This window comes from Candidatus Brocadiaceae bacterium (assembly GCA_012728835.1).
Lineage (GTDB): Bacteria > Planctomycetota > Brocadiia > SM23-32 > SM23-32 > JAAYEJ01.
The window spans coordinates 21987-46241 of record JAAYEJ010000077.1; the positions used below are offsets into that span (position 1 = coordinate 21987).

General features: G+C 71.5%; 18 protein-coding genes and 2 tRNA genes. 6 read left to right on the top strand and 14 right to left on the bottom strand.

The window, feature by feature from the left end; all coding sequences use genetic code 11:
* Positions 1–21: 21 nt before the first annotated feature.
* From guaA to GXY85_12480, 4 genes are all read right to left on the bottom strand, one after another.
* The gene (guaA, locus tag GXY85_12465; GenBank protein NLW51636.1) at positions 22–1560 is read right to left on the bottom strand and encodes a glutamine-hydrolyzing GMP synthase; all 1539 of its coding nucleotides are present in this window, start codon (positions 1558–1560) and stop codon (positions 22–24) included.
* The gene (gene carA, locus GXY85_12470) at positions 1553–2659 is read right to left on the bottom strand and encodes a glutamine-hydrolyzing carbamoyl-phosphate synthase small subunit (GenBank protein NLW51637.1); all 1107 of its coding nucleotides are present in this window, start codon (positions 2657–2659) and stop codon (positions 1553–1555) included. Before carA ends, guaA begins: the two co-directional genes overlap by 8 nt.
* 108 nt (positions 2660–2767) lie before the next feature.
* Complete coding sequence (locus tag GXY85_12475) at positions 2768–4099, bottom strand: glutamine synthetase (GenBank protein ID NLW51638.1); 1332 nt, start codon at positions 4097–4099, stop codon at positions 2768–2770.
* Positions 4100–4186: 87 nt separating this feature from the next.
* Positions 4187–5602 carry an amidophosphoribosyltransferase gene (locus GXY85_12480; GenBank protein NLW51639.1) on the bottom strand — a complete coding sequence of 472 codons (1416 nt, stop codon included), beginning with the start codon at positions 5600–5602 and terminating at the stop codon, positions 4187–4189.
* Positions 5603–5897: 295 nt separating this feature from the next.
* On the opposite strand from GXY85_12480, the gene GXY85_12485 reads away from it, so the two are divergent.
* Both GXY85_12485 and GXY85_12490 read left to right on the top strand, forming a co-directional pair.
* A complete protein-coding gene (locus GXY85_12485) occupies positions 5898–8183 on the top strand; it encodes a sigma 54-interacting transcriptional regulator (protein NLW51640.1) in 2286 nt (761 codons plus the stop codon).
* 235 nt (positions 8184–8418) lie between these two features.
* Positions 8419–10029, top strand: coding sequence for an FMN-binding glutamate synthase family protein (locus GXY85_12490; protein NLW51641.1), 1611 nt, complete (start codon positions 8419–8421; stop codon positions 10027–10029).
* 61 nt (positions 10030–10090) lie between these two features.
* Here GXY85_12490 and GXY85_12495 read toward each other — a convergent pair whose 3' ends face one another.
* The 8 genes from GXY85_12495 to GXY85_12530 form a co-directional block, all read right to left on the bottom strand.
* Positions 10091–10288 (bottom strand): hypothetical protein, encoded by a 198-nt coding sequence (locus tag GXY85_12495; GenBank protein ID NLW51642.1) that lies wholly within the window; start codon positions 10286–10288, stop codon positions 10091–10093.
* A 39-nt stretch (positions 10289–10327) separates the two neighbouring features.
* Positions 10328–11098, bottom strand: a complete 771-nt coding sequence (locus GXY85_12500) for a metallophosphoesterase family protein (GenBank protein NLW51643.1) — start codon at positions 11096–11098, stop codon at positions 10328–10330.
* 131 nt (positions 11099–11229) lie between these two features.
* Positions 11230–11667 (bottom strand): YkgJ family cysteine cluster protein, encoded by a 438-nt coding sequence (locus GXY85_12505; protein NLW51644.1) that lies wholly within the window; start codon positions 11665–11667, stop codon positions 11230–11232.
* A gap of 49 nt (positions 11668–11716) precedes the next feature.
* Positions 11717–13747, bottom strand: coding sequence for an ATP-dependent zinc metalloprotease FtsH (gene hflB / locus GXY85_12510; GenBank protein NLW51645.1), 2031 nt, complete (start codon positions 13745–13747; stop codon positions 11717–11719).
* A 51-nt stretch (positions 13748–13798) separates the two neighbouring features.
* A complete protein-coding gene (locus GXY85_12515) occupies positions 13799–14314 on the bottom strand; it encodes an LptE family protein (protein ID NLW51646.1) in 516 nt (171 codons plus the stop codon).
* Positions 14315–14327: 13 nt separating this feature from the next.
* A complete protein-coding gene (bamD, locus tag GXY85_12520) occupies positions 14328–15317 on the bottom strand; it encodes an outer membrane protein assembly factor BamD (GenBank protein ID NLW51647.1) in 990 nt (329 codons plus the stop codon).
* A gap of 33 nt (positions 15318–15350) precedes the next feature.
* Entirely contained in the window at positions 15351–17672 is a 2322-nt protein-coding gene (locus GXY85_12525) for a hypothetical protein (GenBank protein NLW51648.1), read from the bottom strand.
* The gene (locus GXY85_12530; GenBank protein NLW51649.1) at positions 17669–18211 is read right to left on the bottom strand and encodes a hypothetical protein; all 543 of its coding nucleotides are present in this window, start codon (positions 18209–18211) and stop codon (positions 17669–17671) included. Before GXY85_12530 ends, GXY85_12525 begins: the two co-directional genes overlap by 4 nt.
* Before the next feature lie 120 nt (positions 18212–18331).
* Between GXY85_12530 and GXY85_12535 the strand changes: the two genes are divergently transcribed.
* Entirely contained in the window at positions 18332–18808 is a 477-nt protein-coding gene (locus GXY85_12535; protein NLW51650.1) for a 2-C-methyl-D-erythritol 2,4-cyclodiphosphate synthase, read from the top strand.
* 16 nt (positions 18809–18824) lie between these two features.
* Here the strand turns inward: GXY85_12535 and GXY85_12540 are convergent, their stop codons facing one another.
* On the bottom strand, positions 18825–19637 hold the full coding sequence (locus GXY85_12540) for a pyrroline-5-carboxylate reductase (GenBank protein NLW51651.1): 813 nt from the start codon (positions 19635–19637) through the stop codon (positions 18825–18827).
* Positions 19638–19796: 159 nt separating this feature from the next.
* Here GXY85_12540 and GXY85_12545 point away from each other — a divergent pair, with 159 nt between their 5' ends.
* Positions 19797–22616: a DEAD/DEAH box helicase gene (locus GXY85_12545; protein ID NLW51652.1), complete on the top strand. Its 2820-nt coding sequence runs from the start codon at positions 19797–19799 to the stop codon at positions 22614–22616.
* On the opposite strand, the gene GXY85_12550 is transcribed toward GXY85_12545, so the two are convergent.
* Positions 22611–23747, bottom strand: a complete 1137-nt coding sequence (locus GXY85_12550; protein NLW51653.1) for a glycosyltransferase family 4 protein — start codon at positions 23745–23747, stop codon at positions 22611–22613. The two genes, GXY85_12545 and GXY85_12550, sit on opposite strands and share 6 nt — an antisense overlap.
* Positions 23748–23890: 143 nt before the next feature.
* Between GXY85_12550 and GXY85_12555 the strand changes: the two genes are divergently transcribed.
* A tRNA-Leu gene (locus tag GXY85_12555) sits at positions 23891–23979 on the top strand.
* Positions 23980–24006: 27 nt separating this feature from the next.
* Positions 24007–24081 (top strand) — tRNA-Gly (locus GXY85_12560).
* Positions 24082–24255 lie beyond the last annotated feature (174 nt).

The window sequence follows — 24255 nt, forward strand, 5'->3', positions numbered from 1 at the left end:
CGTTCCCGGCCGGCGGCCCGGCTACTCCCATTCGATCGTGCTGGGCGGCTTGGAGCTGACGTCGTACACGACGCGGTTGACGCCACGCACCTCGTTGATGATCCGCGTCGAGACGCGTTCGAGAACGTCATAGGGCACGCGCACCCAGTCCGACGTCATCCCGTCCAGGCTGCTGACCACGCGCAGCGCGACGACGTTCGCGTAGGTGCGTTCGTCGCCCATCACGCCCACCGTCTTCACCGGCAGCAGCACGGCGAAGGACTGCCAGACGTCCCCGTGGCCCGGCCAGCGCTCCAGTTCCTCCTGCACGCGCAGGTCGGCCTCGCGCAGTATCCGCAGGGCCTCCGGCGTGACCTCGCCCAGGACGCGCACCGCCAGGCCCGGCCCCGGGAACGGCTGCCGCGTGAGCACGGAGTCCGGCAGCCCGAGTTCGCGCCCCAGCAGGCGGACCTCGTCCTTGAACAGCTCGCGCAGCGGCTCGATCAGCTCGAAACCCAGCTCGGCCGGCAGGCCGCCGACGTTGTGGTGGCTCTTGATCGTCGCCGACAGGCCCCCGGACGCCGAGCAGCTCTCGATGACGTCCGGATACAGCGTCCCCTGGGCCAGGAAGCGAACCGGGCCGAGGCGGGCGGCCTCCCTCCGGAAGACGCGTATGAACCGGTCCCCGATGAGCTTGCGCTTCTCCTCGGGAGCCGTCACCCCCCGGAGGGCCTCCAGGAACTCGGCCGCCGCGTCCACCCGGCGGAAGTTGACCGGATGCTCCTCCCGGAAGAACCGGGAGATGGCATCGGCCTCCCCCTCGCGCAGCAGCCCGTTGTCGACGAACACGCAGACACAGCGCTCGCCCACGGCGCGGTCGAGCAGCGCGGCCACGACGGTGGAGTCCACCCCGCCGGAGAGCGCACAAAGCACGCGGTCGCCGCCGACCTGCCGCCGGATCGCGCCCACCGCTTCCTCGACGAACCCGGCCATCGTCCAGCCCCCGGTGCATCCGGCCACGCCGAACAGGAAGGCCCGAAACACCTCCGCGCCCTGCGGCGTGTGGACGACCTCCGGATGGAACTGGACGCCGAAGAGCCCGCGCGCCGGGTCCGCCATGGCGGCGATCCGGCAACTGTCGGTATGCGCGAGCGCACGGAAGCCGGCCGGCAGCGCGATCACCTGGTCGCCGTGGCTGGCCCAGACGTCCATGGCGGGCGGGCAGCCGGCCAGGTGCCCCTCGGCGGCGTCCACGCAGAGCCTCACGGGGCCGTATTCACAGGATGCCGCCCTCTGCACGCCGCCGCCCAGCAGCTTCGCCAGCAGTTGCATGCCGTAGCAGATGCCCAGCACCGGCACGCCCAGATCGAGCACGGTCTCGTCCAGGGACGGCGCCCCAACGTCCAGCACCGACGCGGGACCGCCCGACAGGATGACCGCCTGCGGGGCGCGCGCCGCCAGATCGGCGCCGGAGACCGAGTGGGGCAGTATCTCGCAGTAGACGCCCAGGCTGCGCACGCGGCGGGCGATCAGTTGCGTATACTGCGAGCCGAAGTCGATGATGGCGACGGCCTCACGCATGGGCGGCGCGGTTGCGTTCACTGCGCATCATCTCCTCGAATCGGCCGAACAGGTAGCGTGCATCGTGCGGACCGGCGGACGCCTCCGGGTGGTACTGCACGGAGGCGACCGGCAGGGAGCGGTGCCGCAGCCCGGCCGCCGTCATGTCGTTCAGGTTCAGGTGCGTGACCTCCACCTCGGCGTCGTCGAACGAGTCGGCCTCCAGGTTGAAGCCGTGGTTCTGACAGGTGATGCAGACCCGGCCGGTGGCCAGTTCCCGGACGGGGTGGTTGGCGCCGCGGTGGCCGAACTTGAGCTTGCGCATGACGCCGCCGAGTGCCAGGCCGATGAACTCGTGTCCCAGGCAGATGCCGAACAGCGGCGTGCGGCCGATGAGTTCGCGGGTCGTCCGGACGGCGTACGGGACGCCCTCCGGGTCGCCGGGGCCGTTGGACAGCAGCACGCCGTCCGGCCGCAGCGCCAGGACCTCTGCGGCCGTGGTGCGGGCGGGGACGACGGTGACCTTCATCCCCATGGCCGCCAGGCAGCGCAGGATGCTGCGCTTGACGCCGAAGTCCAGGACGACCGCGTGCAGGGCGTCCCCTCCGGGGTCGGCGTAGACGTAGGGCTCGGGGCACGTGACGTTGCGCACGAGGTCCACCCCGACCAGTCCCCGGCCGGCCCGCGCCCGTTCCACGAGCGCCTCGGGCGGGTGATCGTCGCCGGCCGCGATGACGGCCCGCATGGCGCCCCGGTCCCGCACGTGGCGGGTCAGGGCACGGGTGTCGACCTCGGTCACCGCGACCACGCCGTTCGCGGCCAGGTAGTCGGCCAGCGGCCATCGGGAGGCGAAGTTGGACGGGAACGGGCAGTACTGGCGCACCACGAAGCCCTCGACCTGCGGCCGGTCGGACTCGACGTCCTGCTCGTTGGTGCCATAGTTACCGATCAGGGGGTAGGTCATGGCGACGATCTGGCCGTTGTAGGACGGATCGGTCAGGACCTCCTGGTAGCCGGTCATGGTGGTGTTGAAGACGATCTCGCCCTCGCGCACACCGCCGGCGCCGAAGGCAACGCCCTCGAACACCCGCCCGTCTTCCAGCGCCAGCACGCCCTTCATCGACAGGCGCCCCCCGGATTGCGCGACGGCCCGGCGCACGCGGTGCGGCGGGCCGGCCGCCCGGCCGGGGCGGCGCCGGGCGGGCCGACACGCCATGCGGTCCGTTCGTCAGAGGATCGGCAGGTACTTCTGCTGCTCGAACCGGCTCACGTGGCTGCGGTAGCTGTCCCACTCGAGCTTCTTGTTGGCGATGAACTTCTCGAAGATGTGATCGCCCAGGGCCTGGCGGACCAGCTCGCTCTTCTCCGTCTCGGCGACGGCCTCGTCCAGGCTGCCGGGCAGCGACGAGATGCCGTTGGCGGTCCGGTCCTTCGGGGCCATCTCGAAGATGTCGTCCTCCACGGCGGGGGCCAGTTCGTAGCCCTCACGGATGCCCTTGAGCCCGGCGGCCAGCATGACCGAGAAGGCCAGGTAGGGATTGCAGGCGGGGTCGGGACAGCGGAACTCGGCCCGCATGGCCTGGGCCTTGCCCACCTTATACGTGGGCACCCGCACGAGCGCGGAGCGGTTCCGACGCGCCCAGGAGACGTAGACGGGCGCCTCGTAGCCGGGGACCAGCCGCTTGTAGCTGTTGACCCACTGCGCCACGACCGAGCAGATCTCGCGCGCGTGCTTCAGCAGCCCGGCGATGTAGGCGCGGGCGACTGACGAGAGGTTGTACTCGTCGGACGCGTCGAAGAACGCGTTCTCGCCGTCCTTGAACAGGGACTGATGCACGTGCATCCCGCTGCCGTTCTCACCGAACAGCGGCTTCGGCATGAAGGTGGCGTAGACGCCGTGCTTCATCGCCACCTCCTTGACGACGAGGCGGTAGGTCATCGACGCATCGGCCATCCGGAGGGCGTCGTCGTAGTGCAGGTCGATCTCGTGCTGGCTGGGGGCCACCTCGTGGTGGCTGCACTCGACCACGATGCCGAGCTGTTCGAGCATGTGGACGGTGCTCATGCGCAGCCCGCTGGCCACGTCCAGGGGGGTCAGGTCGAAGTAGCCGCCGGCGTCGAGCAGCTCCATGCCCACGGCGTCCTTGAAGTAGAAGTACTCCAGCTCGGGGCCCACCAGGAAGGAGTAGCCCATGTCGGCCGCCTCCTTCAGGTTGCGCTTCAGTGCGGCGCGCGGGTCGCCGGGGTAGGAGGTGCCGTCCGGGTTCAGCACATCGCAGAACATGCGGGCGACGCCGCTGCCTTCGTCGGTGCGCCACGGCAGCACCATGAACGTGGAGGGATCGGGCATCGCGATCACGTCGCTCTCTTCGATGCGCGCGAACCCCTCGATGGACGACCCGTCGAAGCCCTTGCCTTCCTCCAGGGCCCCCTCGAGTTCCTCGGCCGTGATGGCCACGCTCTTGAGCATGCCGAGCACGTCCGTGAACCACAGGCGGACGAAGCGCACCTTGTGGTCCCGTACCGCCTTCAGAACGTCATCCTTGGTCTTCACATCCATCGTCGTCGGCCTCCTTGAGCCGTATGCACGGTTCTCCTGGTTCGTCCGGCTGCGAGTCATGGCTGGGTGAGTGAGTATTCTGCGGGCTCAGAAGGCCCGCTGCCTCTGCAGGGCATGCTTGCCCATGCCCTGCTCGGGCGGGACGGGGTACTCGCCCGTGAAGCAGGCACGGCAGTAACCGGCCCCGTCGCCACCGACGGCCGCCATCATACCGTCGATGGTCTGGTAGCCAAGCGAATCGACCCCGATGAACTCCGCGATCTCCTCGGGGGAGCGCGACGCGGCGATCAGTTCGTCGGCGCTCTGGAAGTCGATCCCGTAGTGGCACGGGAAGCGGATCGGGGGCGCGCTGATGCGCAGGTGGATCTCCCGGGCGCCGGCCTCGCGCAACGACGCCATCCGTGCCTTGCTGGTCGTCCCGCGCACGATCGAGTCGTCCACGACGACCACCCGCCGGCCCCGGACGACCTCGCGGACGGCGTTGAGCTTGATCTTCACGCCGTTGACGCGCGCGGCCGTCGAGGGGGCGATGAACGTGCGCCCCACGTAGTGGTTGCGCACGAACCCCACGCCGAGCGGGATGCCGGAACGCTGCGAGTATCCGAACGCCGCCGAGTTGCCCGAGTCCGGCACGGCGAACACGACGTCGCCGTCCGCCGGCGCGCTCTCGGCCAGGTTCTCGCCCAGCCGCACGCGCACGGCATGGACGTTCCGGCCGAACACCGTGCTGTCGGGCCGCGCAAAGTAGATGTGCTCGAACACGCATTGCGCGCGGCAGTGCCCTTCGGCGAACCGGCGGGAGCGCACGCCCGCGCCGTCGATCGTCACGATCTCGCCGGGCTCCACGTCCCGAACGAACTTCGCGCCCAGCAGGTCGAACGCGCACGTCTCGCTGGCCACCACGTGCCCGCCGTCGAGCGTGCCCAGGGACAGCGGCCGGAAGCCGAACGGGTCCCGCACGGCCACCAGCGCGTCGACCGTCATCATCACCAGCGAATACGCGCCGTGCACGCGCCGGCAGGCCGCCGCCATCGGGTCCTCGCAGCCCCGCTGGGCGGGGTCGGCCAGCAGATGCGCGAACACCTCGCTGTCGGTCGACGTCTGGAAGATCGACCCCCGCGCCTCGTACTGGCCGCGCAGGCTGCGCGCGTTCGTCAGGTTCCCGTTGTGGGCAATGGCCATCAGGCCGTCGCAGTACTCGATCACCAGCGGCTGGATGTTCTGTACGCGCAGGTCGCCGGTGGTGGAGTAGCGCACGTGCCCGACCGCGACGTGGCCGGGCAGCCGGCCCGGCGTCTCCGGCCGGATCGCCTCGCTCAGCAGGCCGAGCCCCTTGGCGCTCCGGATCTCGCGGCCGTCGGAGGCGACCACGCCGGCCGACTCCTGCCCGCGGTGCTGCAGCGCATACAGACCCAGGTAGGCGCTGCGCGCCGCCGCCGGCACGCCGTACAGGCCGACGACGCCGCACTCCTCGCGCGGCCCCGTCCGTCCGGTCTGGGTCATCGTGGTCCGCATGTGAACGCCTTCCCGCCCCGCCTTCAAGGATAGCCGATGTCCCCTTGGATGCAAAGTGCGTGCCATGGCGCGCCGGCCCGGCGTCCGCCGCCCGCGTCCGCCCGGCTGGTGCTGCCAGCCCGTAGAAGAAGTGTCGAACAGCCGCCCACCCCCACCGCCTCCGCATGTTCAGCCGCACACCAGATGCTCAACTGTTGACCGCTTCGGAAGCGCGTTGTAGAATGCGGGCGGTGCCGGCGACCGCCGGCGCCCAGCAACGGTCACGCGCAGGCGGGGGCCTCTGATGCACCCTCGGACGTTCAGCACGGGAATCGACTACCTGGATGCCCTTCTGGGCGGCCTGAAGGCCGGCGACAACGTTGTGTGGGAGGCCGATTCGGGCGCGCCGGTCGAGTTCTTCACCCGGAGCTTCCTGAAGACGGCCGCGCAGACGGACCACGGCGTCCTGTTCGTCAGCTTCACGCACTCGCCGCAGTCGGTGATCAACCGGTACGTGACCGAGGAGTTGCGGCCCCGCCTCCACCTGCTGGACGCCTTCACGTCGGGTTTCGGCAAGGACAACGAGTTTTTCGCCGACTTCTACCGTTCCCCCGAGGCGGGCGCCGCCGTCTCGCACGTGCCGCGGCCGGCGGACACCGAGGGGGTCAGCAACGTCATCGACCGCCTGACCGACAGCACGGGCGAGGGGACCTGGTACGTCTTCGACAGCCTGACGGCGATGTTCAACCTGTGGGGGGAGGAGGCCTTTCTGAAGTTCTTCGGCTACCTCTGCCCCAAGCTCTACGACCTGGGCAGCATCGCCTACTGGATCGCCGAGAAGCAGGCCCACTCCCCCGCCTTCCTGGCCCGGCTGATGCACATCACGCAGGTCGTGCTGGAGATCGGCACCGGCGAGGAAGGCATCGGGCTGACCATCCGCAAGGCCGAGGACCGCCCGGCCAGCCCGGTCGGTGTGCCCCACTACTTCCTGTCCGTCGACGGCCACCCCGAATCGCTCCGGACCCGCCGCGAGGCCCTGGAGATGCGCCTGCTGCGCGAGATCAGCCTCGCCCTCGGCAGCAGCCTGGACCTGAACGTCGTCTTCGACGGCATCATGCAGATCCTGGCCGCAGGGCTGGACATGCACCGGGGCACACTGGTGCTCGAGGATGCCGCCAGCAGCACGTTTCGCATCGCGGCCGCCCACGGCCTGAGCGACGCCGAGATGGCCAAGGGCGTCTATCGCCTCGGGGAAGGCATCACGGGGACGGTCATCCAGGACGGACGCGCCGTGGTCGTGCCGGACATCCGCCACGACCCGCGATTCCTGGACCGCACGGGCGCGCGCGGCAAGCTCCGCACCGGCCCGCCCGTCTCGTTCGTCTGCGTGCCGCTGAGCATCGGCCAGGAGGTCATCGGTGCCCTGAGCATCGACCGCGAGTTCATCGACACCGAGACGCTGTCCAAGGACGAACGCCTCCTCCAGATCGTCGGCTCCATGATCGCCCAGGCCATCAAGATCCACCGCATGGTGGGCGTCGACAAGGAGGAACTCCTGAAGTCGGACGGCCCGCCGGCCCCCGAATCCCGCTACGCCGTCGGCAGCATCGTGGCCGCCTCGCCCAAGATGCGCGAAGCCCTCTCACTGACCCGCGTCGTCGCCCGCAGCAACTCGACCGTCCTGATCCAGGGCGAGACGGGCACCGGAAAGGAGCTGATCGCCCACATCATCCACAACAACAGCCCGCGCCGGGACAAGCCCTTCGTGGCCGTCAACTGCGGCGCCCTGCCCGACACGCTGCTGGAATCGGAGCTGTTCGGGCACGTGCGCGGTTCGTTCACCGGCGCCGTGCGCGACCGCGCGGGCCGCTTCGCCCTGGCCGACGGGGGCACGATCTTCCTGGACGAAGTGGCCAGCATGAGCAATCAGCTCCAGGTCCGCCTCCTGCGCGTGCTGCAGGAGAAGACGTTCGAGCCCGTCGGCTCCTCCGAGGCCGTCAAGGTCAACGTGCGCGTCGTCGGCGCCACCAACGTCGACCTGGCACAGAAGGTCGACGACGGCGAGTTCCGCGAGGACCTCTACTACCGCCTGAACGTCGTCCCCATCCACCTGCCCCCCCTGCGCGAACGCCGCGAGGACATCCCGCGCCTCACCGAGCACTTCATGGACGTCTTCAGCCGCCAGAACGACAAGCAGGTCAACCGCATGTCCCGCGAAGCCCTCGACCTGCTGATGTCCTACGACTGGCCCGGCAACGTGCGCGAACTCGAGAACTGCATGGAGCGCGCCATCGTCCTGTGCCAGACGGGCACCATCGGCGCCGACCTCCTCCCGGACGCCCTGCGCACCTCGCGCCGCCGCCCCCGCCCCATGGCCACCACCGACCCGCGAGAGGCCCTCCGCCCCCTGATCGCCCACCTCCGCCACACCACCGCCGGCAACGTCCTGGGCGCCGCCATCGAGTTCGTTGAGGAGGCCGTCGTGCGCGCCGTCCTCCAGGCCAACGAGGGCGTGCAGACCCGCGCCGCCCGCGAACTCGGCATCAGCCGCAACACCCTGCGCGACCGCATCCGCGCCTACCGCATCTGACACCCACGCAGGGCGGCCCGATTGTGGTCACCCACTGACCGTGCGCACGTGCTGACCACCTCCGGGCCGCCTCCGGGCCGCCTCCGGGCGCCTCCTCCCGCGCCCGAACCGCCTCTTTCGCACACTCTGCCGCACCGACGCGGTGTGGCACGCCACTTGCATCCCCGCCCCTTTGAACCCCACGCGGGGCGTGCCTGCCTTGCTAACCCCTTATTGACAAAGGGCCTACACCACGATGACACTGATGAGACCCAACGCGTCCGGTGCCCTGCAGGGCACGAACCGCAGCCGCAGCGTGACGCCCAGCAGCGGCATCTGCTCGACGTGCGTCGACGGATGCCGGGGGAACTGCGAGCTGTTTCAGGCATCCTTCCGGGGGCGGGAGCTGCTCTATCCCCGCCCGTTCGGGCAGGTGACCGCCGCCGCCGAGAAGGACTACCCGGTCGACTACTCGCACCTGAACATCCAGGGCTACGCCTCCGGCGCCGACGGCCTCACAGGCGCCCTGCGGGCCGATTCGGACGACTGCATCTTCCCGAACGTCTCGACCGAGACGGCCTACGGCCGGCGGCACGCGGTGAGGATGTCCCTGCCGGTCTTCACCGGTGCGCTGGGCTCCACGGACGTGGCGGCGGCCAACTGGGACTCCATCGCGGCCGGAGCGGCCCTGACGGGCATGACGGTCGTCTGCGGCGAGAACGTCTGCGGCGTGGACCCGCGCCTGGAGGTCGGCGCGGACGGACGGGTGGCCGAGTCGCCCGAGATGCGCCGGCGGGTGGGCGTCTGGCGCCGCTGGCACACGGGGCGCGGCGACCTGGCCGTGCAGCTCAACGTGGAGGACACGCGGCTGGGCGTGGCCGAGTACTGCCTCGGCGAGCTGGGCGTCGAGACCATCGAGCTGAAGTGGGGGCAGGGCGCCAAGTGCATCGGCGGCGAGATCAAGGTGGATTCGCTCCAGCGCGCCCTCCAGCTCCAGTCGCGCGGCTACCTGGTCACGCCGGACCCCTCCCTGCCGCCCGTGCAGGATGCCTACCGCGACGGCGAGATCACGACCTTCGAGCGGCACAGCCGGCTCGGGTTCGTGGACGCCGAGGGCTTCCTGCGCGAGGTGGAGCGGCTGCGGGGACTCGGCGCCCGGCGGGTGACGCTCAAGACCGGCGCCTACGGCGCTCGGGAGCTGGCGATGGCCCTGCGATGGTCGTCCGACGCGGGGGTCGACCTGGTGACCGTCGACGGCGCCCCCGGCGGCACGGGCATGAGCCCGTGGCGCATGATGAACGAGTGGGGGGTGCCCACCTTCTACCTGCAGTCGCTCTGCTACCGGTTCTGCCGGCGGCTGGAGGCGCAGGGCCTGCCCGTGCCCGACGTCGCCGTCGGCGGCGGCCTCTCGGCCGAGGACCACATCTTCAAGGTGCTGGCGATGGGCGCGCCCTACGTCAAGGCCGTCTGCATGGGCCGCGCCTTCATGGTGCCGGCCTTCGTGGGGAAGAACATCGGCGAGTGGATCCGGTCCGGCGACCTGCCGAAGAACGTGTCCGCACACGGGACGTCCGTCGAGCAGATATTCTGCTGCTATGACGAACTCAAAGACCTCGTGGGCGAGGCGGTCTCGGAGCTGCCGCTCGGCGCGGTGGCCGTCTACACCCTGGCGCAGAAGCTGCGCACCGGGCTCCAGCAGTTCATGGCGGGGAGCCGCAACTTCAGCGTGCCGGCGATCGGGCGACGGGACCTGGTCGCACTGACGCGGGAGGCGGCCGAGGTCTCCGGCCTCCCCTACGTGATGGAGGCGGGGCTCGAGGAGGCGCAGGCCATCCTGGAGGGAGCCGTGCCGGCCCTGGCCCGCTGACCGGCCGGAGTTCCGCAGGGGCCACCCCGGGCGGCCCCTGTTCTTCCTCCCGGCCACACGACTACACCTGCGCCTTCCGCAGAAGCTCGATCATGGCTTCGTTCTGCCGGGCATTGGCCAGAAGCAGCGTGGTCATCGCCTGCAGGTAGCGCACCTGCCGCATCTCCATGTCCTCGCGGAACTCCGCGTCGCTCAGGTAGCCCTCGGCTTTCTCGATCAGTTCGGCCAGCTCGTTCTGTCTCGCATCAGTATCGGCCATCGGGATGCTCTTCCAGTTCCAGTGTGGATGATGAAGGGCCTACATGCCGACCGTAAGGCGTTCTCCGAGCGTATCCGGGAGGTCGGGCTCGGCCTTGATGCGTTCCATGGTGGTGCGGATGTCGTAGGGGACGCGCCGGATCTCGGTCAACTGGCTCACGATGCGGAAGCTCATGTCCTGGTCGTCGATGTAGGAGAACCGGAACCAGGCGTCCTTGAGCACCGCGAAGCTGGCCCGCCAGTTGCGGTCGCGCGGCTGTCCGACACTTCCCGGATTGACCACGCGCGGGGTCTGGATCGGGATGTGGCTGTGGCCGACGACCAGCATGCGCCCCGGCAGCCGCATGCTGGCCACCTCTCGCACCTCCCCGGGCAGCATGTACTCGTTGAGCATGTCGGCGGTCGTGCCGGGCTTTCCGTGCACCATCACCAGCCCCTCGTCGACGATCTGGAGCGGCAGGCCGCGCAGGAACTGCTTGTTGGGCTCGGTCAGCACGCGGCTGGTCCAGACCGAGGCCGCCTGGGCCGCGCTGTTCTTCTGCTCGAACATCTCGCGGCAGAGCACCTGCATCTCGCGCGGGAAGTCCGGATACACCCCGTCCAACCGGTCCAGGTTGGCGCAGACGAAGTCGTGGTTGCCCTGAACGGCCCGGATGCCGTGCTTCTGTATGAGGTCGCAGCATTCATTCGGATTGGGGCCGTACCCGACGATGTCCCCCGCACAGAAGACCAGGTCGGCGTCGGCGATCTCGCGCAGAACGGCCTTCAGAGCCGGCTCGTTGGCATGCACGTCCGAGATCACGGCAATCATGGCCGGCCACCGTCTGTCTGAGGGGCCTCTGTCACACCGGCCTCGTCACCCATCCCGCATCGACCGGCACAACATCCTATCAGACTCCGCGCGCCACGCGCAAACCAAAAGCCGGCGGCCCGTGCCGGGCCTCAGAGCGCCCGTTCGCTGTCCCGGATACGGTGGATCTCCTGGACCGGGTAGAGCCGTCCCGTGCCCATGCCCGGGCAGCGCTTGCACGCCACCTTCCAGGCGGTGGGGCTCGCCAGGAGGTCGTGCCAGAACGGGAACGAACGGCACTGCTCGGGGCGCTCCTGGTAGACGCTGCAGCCCTGCGGCGTCAGGAACACGCAGTCGCCGTTGGCCCGCTCCTTCAGGCTCACCCGCCACCAGACGCGCCGGCAGTACCGGGCCGCGAACTCACGCACGGGCATCGACAGGAACTCGGCCATCCGCTCCATCCGGCTCCGGGTCACCCACACGAACCCGGGCTCGCCCGTGCAGCAGAGGTTGCAGCGCGTGCATTCGAAGCGCAGGCCGTCCGCATACCACTCGGCCGCCTCGCCTGTGTCGGTGGGGTCCTGCGTCATCTACGGGAACTCTCCGGCTGGAAGGGCATGGAATCACACACCCTGCGGTTCAGGCCGGGCTGCGGGCCGGCTGCGGCAGGCCGCCGGGCTCCGGCCCTTCCTCGCGGTCGGTCGCGGCCGCCCGCCGCCCGGCGACGGCGGGCTTCTGTTCGGCCTCGGCCGCTCGCTCGGCCCTCAGGTCGGCCGCGGTGGCGCCGCGGAAGAGGCGGTCCACCTCGTCGCCCGTCAGGGTCTCCAGCTCGAGCAGGGCCTCGGCGATGCGCTCGAGCGCGCCCGCGTGCTCCCGGCACAGCGCCTGGGCCTTCTCGTAGCAGCCCATCAGCAGGGCGCGGATCTCCTGGTCGATGCTCTCCGCCATCCGGTCGCTATGCATCTTGCCCCGGGTGATCTCGTTGCCCAGGAAGACGTGCTGTTCGTCGTCCGAGTAGCGGATCGGCCCGAGTTCCGGGCTCATGCCCCACTGCGTGACCATCTTGCGCGCCAGGTCGGTCGCGGTGCGTATGTCGTTCTCGGCCCCGGATGAGATGTCGCCGCAGAACGCCTCCTCGGCCACGCGCCCCGCCATGCTCATCGTGATGTTGCCCAGGCACTCGCGGTAGCGCATCCCGTACCGGTCCTTCTCGGGCAGGATCATCGTCATGCCCAGGGCGATCCCGCGCGGGATGATCGTCACCTTGTGGAGCGGCTCCACGTGGCGGTCCAGCAGGGCCACCAGGGCGTGCCCGGCCTCATGGTAGGCCGTCATCTTGCGGTCTTCCTCGGTCATCACGCGGCTGCGCTTCTTCTGGCGGCCGAAGCGCACCTTGTCGCGCGCCTCCTCCAACTCCTCCATGGTCACGGCGTCGCGGCCGCGCGAGGCGGCCTGGATGGCCGCCTCGTTGACGAGCGCCTCCAGGTCGGCGCCGGTGAACCCGGGCGTTCCGCGCGCGATCTCGCCCAGGGCCACCTGCGGAGCCAGCCGCACGGCGCGCCCGTGGACCTGCAGTATCTCCTCCCGCCCGGTCAGGTCCGGCATGTCCACGACGATCTCGCGGTCGAACCGCCCGGGCCGCAGCAGCGCCGGGTCCAGCACGTCCGGCCGGTTGCTGGCCGCGATGACGATCACGCCCTCATCGCGGCTGAACCCGTCCATCTCGCTCAGGATGGCGTTCAGGGTCTGTTCGCGTTCGTCGTGGCCGCCGCCCAGCCCGGTACCCCGCTTGCGCCCCACCGCGTCGATCTCGTCCAGGAAGATGATCGACGGCTGGCTCTGGCGCGCCTTGCGGAACAGGTCACGAACGCGCGCGGCGCCCACGCCGACGAACAGCTCCACGAAGTCCGATCCGCACAGGCTCAGGAACGGCACGTCCGCCTCGCCAGCGATGGCCTTGGCCAGCAGCGTCTTGCCCGTGCCCGGCGCGCCCACCAGCAGCACGCCGCGCGGAATCCGGCCGCCCACGCGCTGGAACTTCTCAGGGTTCTTCAGGAACTCGACGATCTCCTGCACCTCCTCCTTCGCCTCGTCGACCCCGGCGACGTCGTCAAAGGTCACCAGAGGCCTCTCCTTGCGGGCGTGCGAGGTGCTGCTGCCCACGAACGGCATGATGCCGTCCCGAGGGTTCGCCACACGCATCTGCCGGTTGAACAGGTAGATCATCAGCACGAACAGCAACAGGATCGGCGCGATCTGGAGCAGCAGCATGGGCATGAAGCCCGGCGTCTTCACCTCCAGCCCGTCCTGGGGCAGCGCAGCGACCCAGTCGTCCATGTGCTCGTCGATGTAGCCCTGGGTCAGCCCCACCCAGAACGTCATCGGGGCTTCGGGCGGCGACTTGCAGACGCCGTGCACCTTCACCCCCTCGATCCGCATGCGCGCCACCTGCCCGGCCTTGAGCAGTTCGTGCAGTTCGCCCGGGGTGATCCTCCGCTCGGCCGGGCGGCTCAGGCTCTGGTAGAGCAGCAGCCCGACCAGCCCGGCGCCGATCGCCACGACCCAGATCAGCAGTTGCCGGCCGATCCGGGGACGGTTCGGGCCGTCCGTGTCCGCAGAATCACCCGGCGGCACCGGCCGGCGACGCTTGTGTTCATCGTCCAGAGACATCGGCCATCCCGTCTGGTTCAGACCGCTTCGGAGACACTCCCCAAACCCATGCTACCATGGCTCCTGCATCTGGTCCACGACCCGCATGGCCAGCTCCTCGAACAGCAGCCGGTTGGCGCCCTCGCCGGTCATCCACGCCACCCGCACGGAATCGCTCACCGACTGCGGCGGCACGATGTCGGCCCCCGTCAGGCGGTCGACCCAGCGAAAGCGCACGACGCCCGTGACGCGGGAGATCAGGACGACGTCGTCCTCGGACTTGATGTGCGTGGCCAGGTCCAGGCTGACCAGCTCGCCGCTCAGGACGCTGTCCGCGCGGCCGGGGCCGGCGAAGACCAGCGGGGTGCGCAGCTTGATCTCGTCCTCGATGGCCCGCGTCAGGTCCACCTCGTAGCCGCGCCAGAACGTTCGGTTGTCGAAGACGCGCAGGTGCACCGTGCGGATGTCCGGACGGAACAGCGGACGCGCCGTGTAGCCGCGACAGCCCCCGACGGCAGCGGCGGCCGCCACGAGGGCCAGGAGCCCGCAGCATCGCGGGACGATCGCTCGGTTGCAGCATCTGCTCACGGGTAGGTTCTCCTCAAGGCCCGGTTTCGGTCGCAACGCCCGGCAGCGCCAGCTCCTGCACGGTGCCCCGCAGGGGCGCCTCGAGCCCGGCCCGGATCCTCTGCAGTTCGACCTCGGCCCATCCGGCCTCGGGCGACTCCGGGAACTCCCGCAGGAGGCGCTCCAGGTAGACCACGGCGGCCCAGGGCTTCCTCTCGGCGTCGATGTAGAATCGGGCGACCTGCCAGACGAACGACGCGCGTGCGGCCTGCACGTCGGCCACGCGCTCGCGGGCCTCGGGCGCGTGCAGGTCGCTCGGATAGGTCCGGGCGAAGTCCTCGAACTGCTTCTCCGCGTTCTCCATACGCTCCAGCCCGAGGCCGAGCCACTGCGCCATCCGCCACTCGCACTCGGCCGCGCGGAACCACGCGTAGGTGTTGTGCTCGCTGCGCGGGAACTCCGTGATCAGCTCCAGGTAGAAGGCCTCGGCGTCCAGGTAGCGCCGCGCCCGGAAGAACGCGTCCGCCTTCTCGCACAGGATCGTCGCCGCCTCGTCGGCATCCCGGGCCGTGACCACCAGGCGGTCATAGAGCGTGCCGGCCGCATCCGGCTCCTCAACGGCCAGCACGCGCGCCGCCGTCCGCTGGTATCCGCGCGTGCGCGCGGCGAACGGGCTGTCCGGAAACTCCTCGGCGACCCGCTCCAGCTCATCGAACGCCTCGCGCGGCCGGCCGGTCGCCAGCAGCCCGCGGGCGATCGCAAATCGCGCCTCGGCCGCCCATTCCGCATCGGGCTCGGCCGCCAGCAAAAGCCGCAGCTCCTCCGTCCCGCTCGACCACTGCCCCCGGCCGATCAGGGCCAGGGCGTGCAGCCGCCGCGCCTCCGCGTCCTGGCGGGGCAGGTCCTCCAGGCTCATCTCGCCGGTCTCCGGCATCCACATCTCGGCGGCCATCGCGGACCCCACGGCCGCCGCGGCAGCCAGCGCCATCGCCAGGCCCACCATCCGTCGGAATGCCCAGGCCATCCCGTCACCTTTCGCTGCGGACACAGACCGATCCTACGGGATTCTATCAGAAGACGGGGCCCCGGTGCACACGTCTTCCAGCGCCCGGCCGACGGCCCGCCGCAACGGGGTCGCCCACTCCACGGCCGGCGACGCCGGATCGAACGAATCCTCCTGCGCCGTCCCGTCGGCACTGCTCCGCGCGGTCACGCGCACGCGCGCGCCGGCCGCCGCGGCGTCCGGCCGGAACACGGCCACCACCGGCTGGTCGGCGAAGTCGGCCGGACCGCACACGATGCGGGCGCCGACCCCGCCACCTGCCTCCGCCTCGACGCTCCGGAGGGCGGCCGAGCGAAGCCCGAGCAGCAGGTCGAAGACCGCCAGCTCGGCCGCCTGGGCCGGCGGGAGTGCCAGCGCCACGCCGCCGGAGGCGGCGGCGAGGTCCCGATAGCCCGGCGCCGGACGGTCGGCCCCGATCTGGAGCACCGCCAGCCGCACGCGCGATCGGTGCAGCACCTGCCGGCAGGCCGAGAGATCCCCGGGCACGTTGCGCCCCGTGACGAACACCACCAGGCTCTCGCCCGTCGCCTCGGCGCCCGAGAGCGCCTCGTGCAGGAAGTCGCCCGGGCGCGGCTCGGCGCCGTCCGCGAGCCCCCAGAGCGCCGTCAGCATGGTGTCCGCACGCTCGGGTGAATGCGGCGCCAGGCGGTTCGGCTCCAGCTTCAGGGTGCCGTCGTAGGCCAGCAGTCCGCTGAAGGTCGCCGGCGGCAGGGTGTTCAGGAGCACTTCCAGAGCGTCGTGCGCCGCGGCCGCTCCGCCCTCCCCGAACTCGCCCGCGGCGTCGAACGCCACGATGACGCTCCGCCCCTTGCGGACCCACTCGTCGCGCGGGGCGCGCGGCTGCCAGGCAGCCACGGTCACGCCCCCGGCCTCGGTCGGGAACGCCATCTGATGGACGGCCGGTCCCCGGCCGGGCTCATATTCGATGACGATCGGGAGGCCGGGGTCGACGTGCTCCCGGCGGCCGGACCACGCGGTGATGCCCGATCCCTTCGGGGCCGCCGCCAGCGTCGGACAGGCCAGCCGGCGCAGACCGGACTCGCCCGGCGCCTCGACCTGGACCGTCAGCCGCCCGATCCCGCCGCCTGTCCAGACCCACGGCAGCAGGCCGAGCGCATGGCGCTCCTCTCGCGCGCGCACCACGCAGAGCGCCGCCATCTCGTGCACCGCGCGCCCCCCGGGCTCCAGCACGATGCCCCGCGCGGGGACCTCCGCCAGCGGACTCGGCAGCAGCGCGCCGGCGGGGCGCAGCTCGCCCTGCCAGACCTCCGGGCCCTCGTTGGCCAGCGTCAGAGCGATCTCCACAAGGGCCAGCGCGCCGTGCAGGTGCGCACGCACGTCCAGCGCCACGATGGCGACCGAGGGCGGCAGGACGGGCGCGTCCGGCCGCAAGGGAACGGCGGCGAGCTGGCGCGGCGTGAGGCGGCCGCCCTCGTGGAGCGGGAACAGGTGCAGGAAATGCGCCAGCTCCGCCCCCCGGGCCGCCCGAACCGGCCCGGCCGGGCGGCCGCCGGTCAGCACCGCCACCTGGCCGGGGCGCAGTTCCACGGCCTCGTCGCCCTCCCCGGCCGTCGCCGCGCCGGCGATGCAGCCGATCTTGAGGCGCTCCAGGGACCGCGCGACCGAGAGCAGTCCCGTCGCGCAGCGCACGGTCCCCGCGCCGGACAGGACCTCCGTCACGTCCTCGCCGCCCGTGCATTCCACGTAAGCGCGGCCCACCACCAGCTCCGCCTGCTGCCCCTCGCCGAACGCAACGCGCGCCATGGGCGGAAGCGACCAGAGGGCCGCTCCGTGGCGGACCCGGGCGAGCGCGTCCGGGCCGGTTCGCACCTCCGAACAGACCGGCAGGGGTTCCCGGCCGGTCAGGGGCCGCCAGTCGTGCGTCCCGGGCACGCAGACCTGCACGCCGCCCACGGCCAGCACGACGCCCGGGCCGCCCGGATCGGCCGCGCCCGGCGAACCGAGAAGCGCAATGCCCGCCACGGCCGCCACCAGGATGCCGATGAGCGCCACGGCCGCGATGGCCGCCTTCTTCTGCCCGGGCATCTGAGGGGTCGGGTCGGCCGGCGGGCCGTCCAGTTGCATGGGACGGTCCAGGGCCTGGCGGAGGCCCTCGGACATGATCTGGTCGAGTTCGGGCGGCGGCTCGGCGGGCGGCATCGCGCGGATCGCGTCGCGCACCGCCCGGTACTCGGCCAGTCGGCGCACGCAGCCCGGACACTGGCGCAGGTGCTCGGCCAGATCGGCACCGGGATGCGCCTGGCCGCCCTGCAGGACCAGGCTCACGATCGACCGCGCGGCGTCTGGACACTTCATGGGGTCCCGGCCGCCTCCCTGCGCCGCAGCCGGGCCATCGTCCGATAGGCGCGCGCCAGACAGTGCCGCGTGCGCTCCACGCTGAAGTTGCACACGAGGGCGGCGTCCTCGACGCTCAGGCCTGCCAGCGTGGCGAGCAGAAAGGGCTGGCGCAGCGCGCGGTCTATGTCCACCACTCGGAAGAAGAGCCGTGCCCGCTCCGTCGTGCGCTCGGTCCGCTTCAGGTCGTCGAGAAGATCGGTCAGCCCGAACGTCTCCGGACGCGTCGCCGGCGTGGTGTTCTGCGTGGCCACCGCGTAGAGCCAGGTGCGGAACGAGCCGAACCCCGCGAACGCACCCCGCCAGCCCGCCAGCAGCGCCCACGTGCTGCGCAGCGCCCGTGCGGCGGCGTCCTGCTTGCCCGTGCTGAGCAGCAGGTACCAGTAGAGTTCGCGCCGGTAACGCCGTTCGAGCGCGGGAAGGGCCTCGTCCTGACCGGCGACGAACGCCGCCCACAACTGCTCGTCCGACCGCTCGTCGCGGTGCTCTCCGTCGCCCATGCCGTCCTCCGGGAAAGGCCCCATTCTACGCGCAACGCGCCGCCCCCGCCAACTCCGGGGCAGCCGGCGCCGGCCGCCCGCGCCGTGGCATCGCGGGCGGTGCGCTGGTAGAATGCCGCCATGCGAATCGGGAACGGCTACGACATCCACCGGCTGGGCGCAAACCGCATGCTCGTCCTGGGCGGCGTGCAGTTCCCCGGCGAGCCGGGGCTCATCGGCCACAGCGACGCCGACCCGGTCATGCACGCCCTGGCCGACGCAGTGCTGGGCGCCGCCGCGCTCGGCGACATCGGCGAGCACTTCCCCGATACCGACCCCGCGTGGAAGGGCGCCGACAGCGCGGGCATCCTGGCCGAGGCGCTCCGACTCGCGGCGGTCGAACGCGGCCTGCGACCGGTCAACGTCGACGTGAACGTCATCGCGGAACGCCCGCGCCTGGCGGAGCGCAAGGCGGCCATCCGCGCGCGCCTGGCGGCCGTCACCGGCCTGCCGGCCGACTGCGTGAGCGTGAAGGCGCGCACCGCCGAAGGCCTCGGCCCCGTGGGCCGTCGCGAGGCCATCGAGGTCCATGCGGTCGTCCTGATGGACACACTCTGAGGCGCCGGCCCCTCTCCTACCCGCCCCCGGCCAGTTGCCGCGACCTCTCCGTGGCGGCCGCTACGGCCTTGACGAACGCGGTGCGCACGCCGCCCGCCTCCAGCGCCCGCAGGCCCTGCTCGGTCGTGCCGCCGGGCGTGGTCACGTCCGCGCGGAGTTCGGCCGGGCTGCGGCCGACCTCGGCGGCCATGCGGCCGGCGCCCAGCACCGTCTGGGCGGCCAGGCGGCCGGCCACGTCGCGGGGCAGCCCCGCCGCCGCGCCGGCGTCCGTCAGCGCCTCGATCACCAGGTAGACGTACGCCGGGCCGCTGCCGCTCAGGCCGGTCACCGCGTCCATCTGCCCCTCGTCCACGCGCACGCACAGGCCCACCGAGCGCAGCATCTCGTCGATCAGCATCGCGTCGGCGTCCGTCGCGCCGGGGCCGACGCAGTAGGCGGCCGCGCCGGCCCGCACGAGCGCCGGCGTGTTCGGCATGATGCGCACCAGGCGCTCGGTGCCGAGCATCCCACGCAGGGCGTCCAGAGGCACGCCGGCGGCGATCGACGCCACCAGATGCCCGGGGGTGAGCGCCGCCGTGAGGTCGCGGCAGGCGTGCGGGACGATCTGCGGCTTGACGCTCAGCACGATCACGTCGCACGCACGTGCAAGTTCCGCGTTGTCCGCCAGGACGCGCGCGCCCAACCGAGCCGAGAACAGGCGGCGGCGCTCCTCGGCCGGATCGGCCACGTACAGCCGTTCCGCGGCGGCCGCGCCCGCCGCGATCATGCCGCCCACCAGGGCGTCGGCCATCTTGCCGGCCCCCACGAAGCCCACCGTCCGCTCGATCATGGTCTCCTCCCTTGCCGGATGCTCTGCGGGCGGCATTATGCCCGGAGGGCGCGCCCGTGCGCAACGCGCGCGCAGCGTGCGCGCGTTTCTCCGACGTCCACTTGCGCCGTCCGTAGGGGCCATGTACACTCGGCACGTCCTGTGTATAGAAGCCACACCATGCCCTCCGTACCGATAGCGTTCGCCGTGCTCCGGACGACCGGCCCGTCGCCGGCGGACGACCGCGTGACGGACGCGGCCGCCGTGCGCTGCGACGCGGACGGCGCCGCAGCGCCCTGGCGTGCCCCCGCCGGCGCCGGACGGGGGCGGAAGGCGGACGGGCGCCTGATCGCGGCCCTGCAGGCCCACTGCGCCGCCCTGCCGTTGGTGGTCGAGGACGCGGCCGCCTTCGCGGCGTTCCTGTCGGCACGCCAGGCGCCGCTGCCGAGCGTCCTGCTCGGCCTTTCGGACCTGGCGCGCATCGTCCACCCGACGGCCCCCGACTACTCGCTGCCCGCGCTGGCGGACTTCCTGGGGCTCGGGGCGCCGGACGCGGAGGCGGACGCGGTGGCCCGCGCGCTGCTCGTCAAGGGCGTGTGGGAGCACCTGGAGCAGGACCTCCGCCGCCTGCCGCCGGCGGCCCTGGACCTGATCTGCCGCCTCGCGGACGCCTCCGGTGCCCCGCTCGCGCGGGTGCTGCGGGCGGCCGCCGCCGAGGACGGACGCCTGGCGCTGGAGCCCGACGGCGGCCCGGAGCAGCTCCTGACCGACCACTCCGACCTGCTGCGCCGCGCACAGAAGGAGCCCGCGCGCGAGCCCACGCAGGAACCCCTGCGCACCGACGCCATCTGCCGCATGTTCTCGCGCGAGGGCCTGATCGGCCGGGGGCTTGCCGACTACGAGCCCCGCCCGGAGCAGGCGGACATGGTCTACGCCGTGTGCGAAGCGCTCAACGAGGGCGCGCATCTGCTGGTCGAAGCGGGCACCGGCACCGGCAAGTCGCTTGCCTACATGGTGCCCGCCATTGCCTGGGCGTGCACGAACGGCGACCGGGTCGTCATCTCCACGAACACCCGCAACCTGCAGGAGCAGCTCTACCGCAAGGACTTGCCGCTGCTGGGCCGGCTGTTCCCGGACCGCGTCCGGAGCGCCCTGCTGAAGGGACGCACGAACTACCTGTGCGCGCGGCGGTTCGCGCACCTGGCCCGCTCCTTCGACCGCGAGATCGCCGATCCGGCCGACTGCCTCGCCCTGGCGCCGCTGGTCGCCTGGCTGGCGGAGACCGAGACCGGAGACCTGGCCGAGTGCAACGGCTTCCAGCTCAGTCCCGCGGCGGCCTCCCTGACGTCGGCGCTCGTGACGGGGGGCGAGGAGTGCGCCGGCCGCGCCTGCCGCATGCGGAGCCGGTGCTTCGTCCAGCGCGCCCGGGCCCTGGCCCAACTGGCGGACATCCTCGTGGTCAACCATGCCCTCCTGTTCGCCGAGAGCGGGCTGGAGACCCCCGTGCTGCCGCCCTATCGGTGCGTCGTGTTCGACGAAGCCCACAACCTGGAGGACGTCGCCACCGACGCGCTCTCGGTCGTCGTCGAGCCGTACAGCGTCTACCGCGTCACCAACTTCCTCTATCGCAGCCGCCGCGACGGGAGCGGCAGCGGCCTGCTGGCGACGGCGATGTACGAGGTCGGCCGCATGCGCGACCGCCCCGGAGCCGTGGCCCCGGGCGCGGCGCGCGAACTCTGCACGAACGCCATGGCCGCGGTCACCGAGGTGACCGACGCGGCGCGCCAGTTCTTCGAGACGATCGGCGAGCCGTTCGCCGAGGTGCCGCCGTCCGTCGAGCGCATCCTGCTGGCCGAGTGCCGCCCGTCCCTGGGCTCCGGCAGCGAGGCGTGGCAGGCCGGCGCACGGCTTCAGGAGACCGTTCGGTCGCTCGGTGGGCAACTGGAGGAGCTTGCGAAGGCGTTCGAGGGCGCCGAGCGCGAGGCCGCCGCAGGCGGCGAGCTGGCCACCGACCTGCGCGCCCAGACCGTGCGCCTGCAGGAGGTCTGCGCCGCCATCGAACTCGTTCTGGCGCAGGAGGACGAGGCATTCGTCTACTGGCTCGAACGGACGCGGCGGGACCGCGGCGACCAGTGCTCCCTGCACGCCGCGCCGCTGCGCGTGGCGCAGTACTTCCGCGACGCCTTCCTGCGCGACAAGCGCACGGTCGTGTTCACCTCGGCCACGCTTCAGGTGGACGGCAGCTTCGACTACATGATCGAGCGCCTGGGTGCGGAGAACACCCCGGCCGAACGGCTGCGGTGTCTCGCCCTGGGCTCTTCGTTCGACTACGAGCGGCAGGCCCTGGTGGGGGTGACCGCCTTCCTGCCGGACCCCGGCGGGCAGCGCAACAGCCAATACGACGTCGAACTGGCCGCGTTCCTCACCGAACTGCTCGAATGCACGCAGGGCCGCGCCATGGTCCTGTTCACGTCCTACTCGCTCCTGAGCTTCGTCTACGACGCCGTCAGGGGGCCGCTGCAGCGGCTGGGCATCACCGTGCTCGCGCAGGGCCATAGCGGCAGCCGCGAGGCGATCACGGGGCTGTTCCGCACGCGCCCGCGCTGCGTGCTGCTGGGCACACGGAGCTTCTGGGAGGGCGTGGACATCTCGGGAGAAGCCCTGAGCTGCCTGGTGCTGACCAAGCTGCCCTTCCACGTCTTCACCGACCCGCTCGTGCGCGGGCGCACCGACTACCTGCGGGCGCTGGGCCGCGACCCGTTCCGGCACTACACGCTCCCGGAGGCCGTGATCGACTTCCGCCAAGGGTTCGGACGGCTGATCCGCACGCGCACCGATGCCGGCGTCGTCATCGTGACCGATCGGCGGCTGACCACCAAGGGCTACGGCCGGAGCTTCCTGCGCAGCCTGCCGACCCGGCACCGGGTCTTCGACACCCCGCAGGACGCCCTGGAGGAGGTGCGGCGGTTCTTCGCCCGCGTCCGGGACAACGGCTCATGATGCGCCCAGAACCGTTCGGTAGACCTGGATGACTTCCTGCGCCTGCCGCGAGGTCGAGAACAGGTCGCACATGCGCTGCCGGGCCGCAGCCCCCCAGGCACGACGCCGCTCGCCGTCGGCCGCCATCTCCAGGATCGCCTCGGCCAGTTGCCCCGGCGTATCGTCCACGACGATCCCCGTCCGGCCGTCCAGCACGATGTCGGGCAGCACGCCGCGCCCGGCCACCACCAGCGGCTTGCCCATCGCCGCCATCTCCATGGCCGCCCGGCAGGAGCCGTCCGACCCCGGCATCAGCATCATGCCGGCGTCGAAGGTCGCCAGCACGTCGGCGTAGTCGTCGCTCCGGTAGCCCAACGGCAGGACCGTCCCGCCCAGGCCCGTCGCCAGCACCGGGCGGTCCAGGAGTTCCTCCCTGTGCGTGCCGCGGCCGCAGACGGCGATCCGGACGCACGGGTTCCTGCGCGCCACCGTCTGCGCCGCCCGCAAGAGCACGTCGAAGCGCCGGTGCCGCTGCACGCGCGCCACCAGCCCGATCACCACGTCGCCCTCGCCGAAGCCCAGCCGCGCGCGCAGTCCGTCGGGCGGATCGGCGGGCTGGAAGGCCCGCACGTCGATGGCGCCCCGCACCGCGCTCACCGTGCCGGGCGCGCGCCGCAGGCGCTCCAGCGCCTGCGCAACGTGCCGCTCGCTGAGCACGATCAGGTGGTCCAGGTTCCGGGGCCCGTAGAAGCGTCGCTCCAACAGCCCGCCGGCGTACTGGCGCGCCCCGTGATCGGTCCGCACCGTCGGGATGGTGCGCCGGGACCCGGCCAGGACCCCGATGAACTGATCCCACCCGCCGTGGAAGTGGATGATCCCGTAGTCGGCATCCGCCGCCTCGCGCAGCCGTCGGCGGGCGCGGAGCGCCTCCCGGAGGCTCCAGGCCCCGTGCGGCCGGAACACCTCCAGGCAACGGACCCCGGCCTCCCCGGCGCGCTGGGCCACGAGGTTCGGCACCCCGGGCGGCGCCGCCATACAGGCCAGGTCCGAGACCCAGCCGCGCTCGGACAGGTCCGCACAGAGCCGGACCACCGGCCCGGACGGGCCCGTCCACTTGTAGTCTGCCAGACAGTGCAGGACTCTCGGGTACACCCCGCTCACACCTCTTGTCGGCCGGAGCGCCCATGATAGTCGCGCACGGCGCGGAAATCCAATCGAGCCCGCGGCCCGGCGGCGGAAATGCTCCGAAACGCTTGCACTGCGCCCGCCTTTGGGGTAACATTGGCTGCTTGAGCGCGAAGGTGGCGGAATTGGCAGACGCGCTAGACTTAGGATCTAGTCCGCCTTGAGCGGATTGGGGGTTCGAATCCCCCCCTTCGCACCAATTCCACCACGGACGTTCTGCAGCGGAGCGGGTGTAGCTCAGCGGTAGAGCACCAGCTTGCCATGCTGGGTGTCGAGGGTTCGAATCCCTTCACCCGCTCCATCCCCCGTCCCGACGAACCCCTCCTCGCCCACCGCCCGTCCGTACGCCGCCCGCACCGGCGCCCGTGTGCACGCACGTCTGCGGCCGGGGACGGCCGCGCTGCCCGGTGTTGTTCGGAGGGCCGGGCATGGCAGGCGCGGGCACGACGGAGCGTGCCCCTCCAACGGCGGGGTC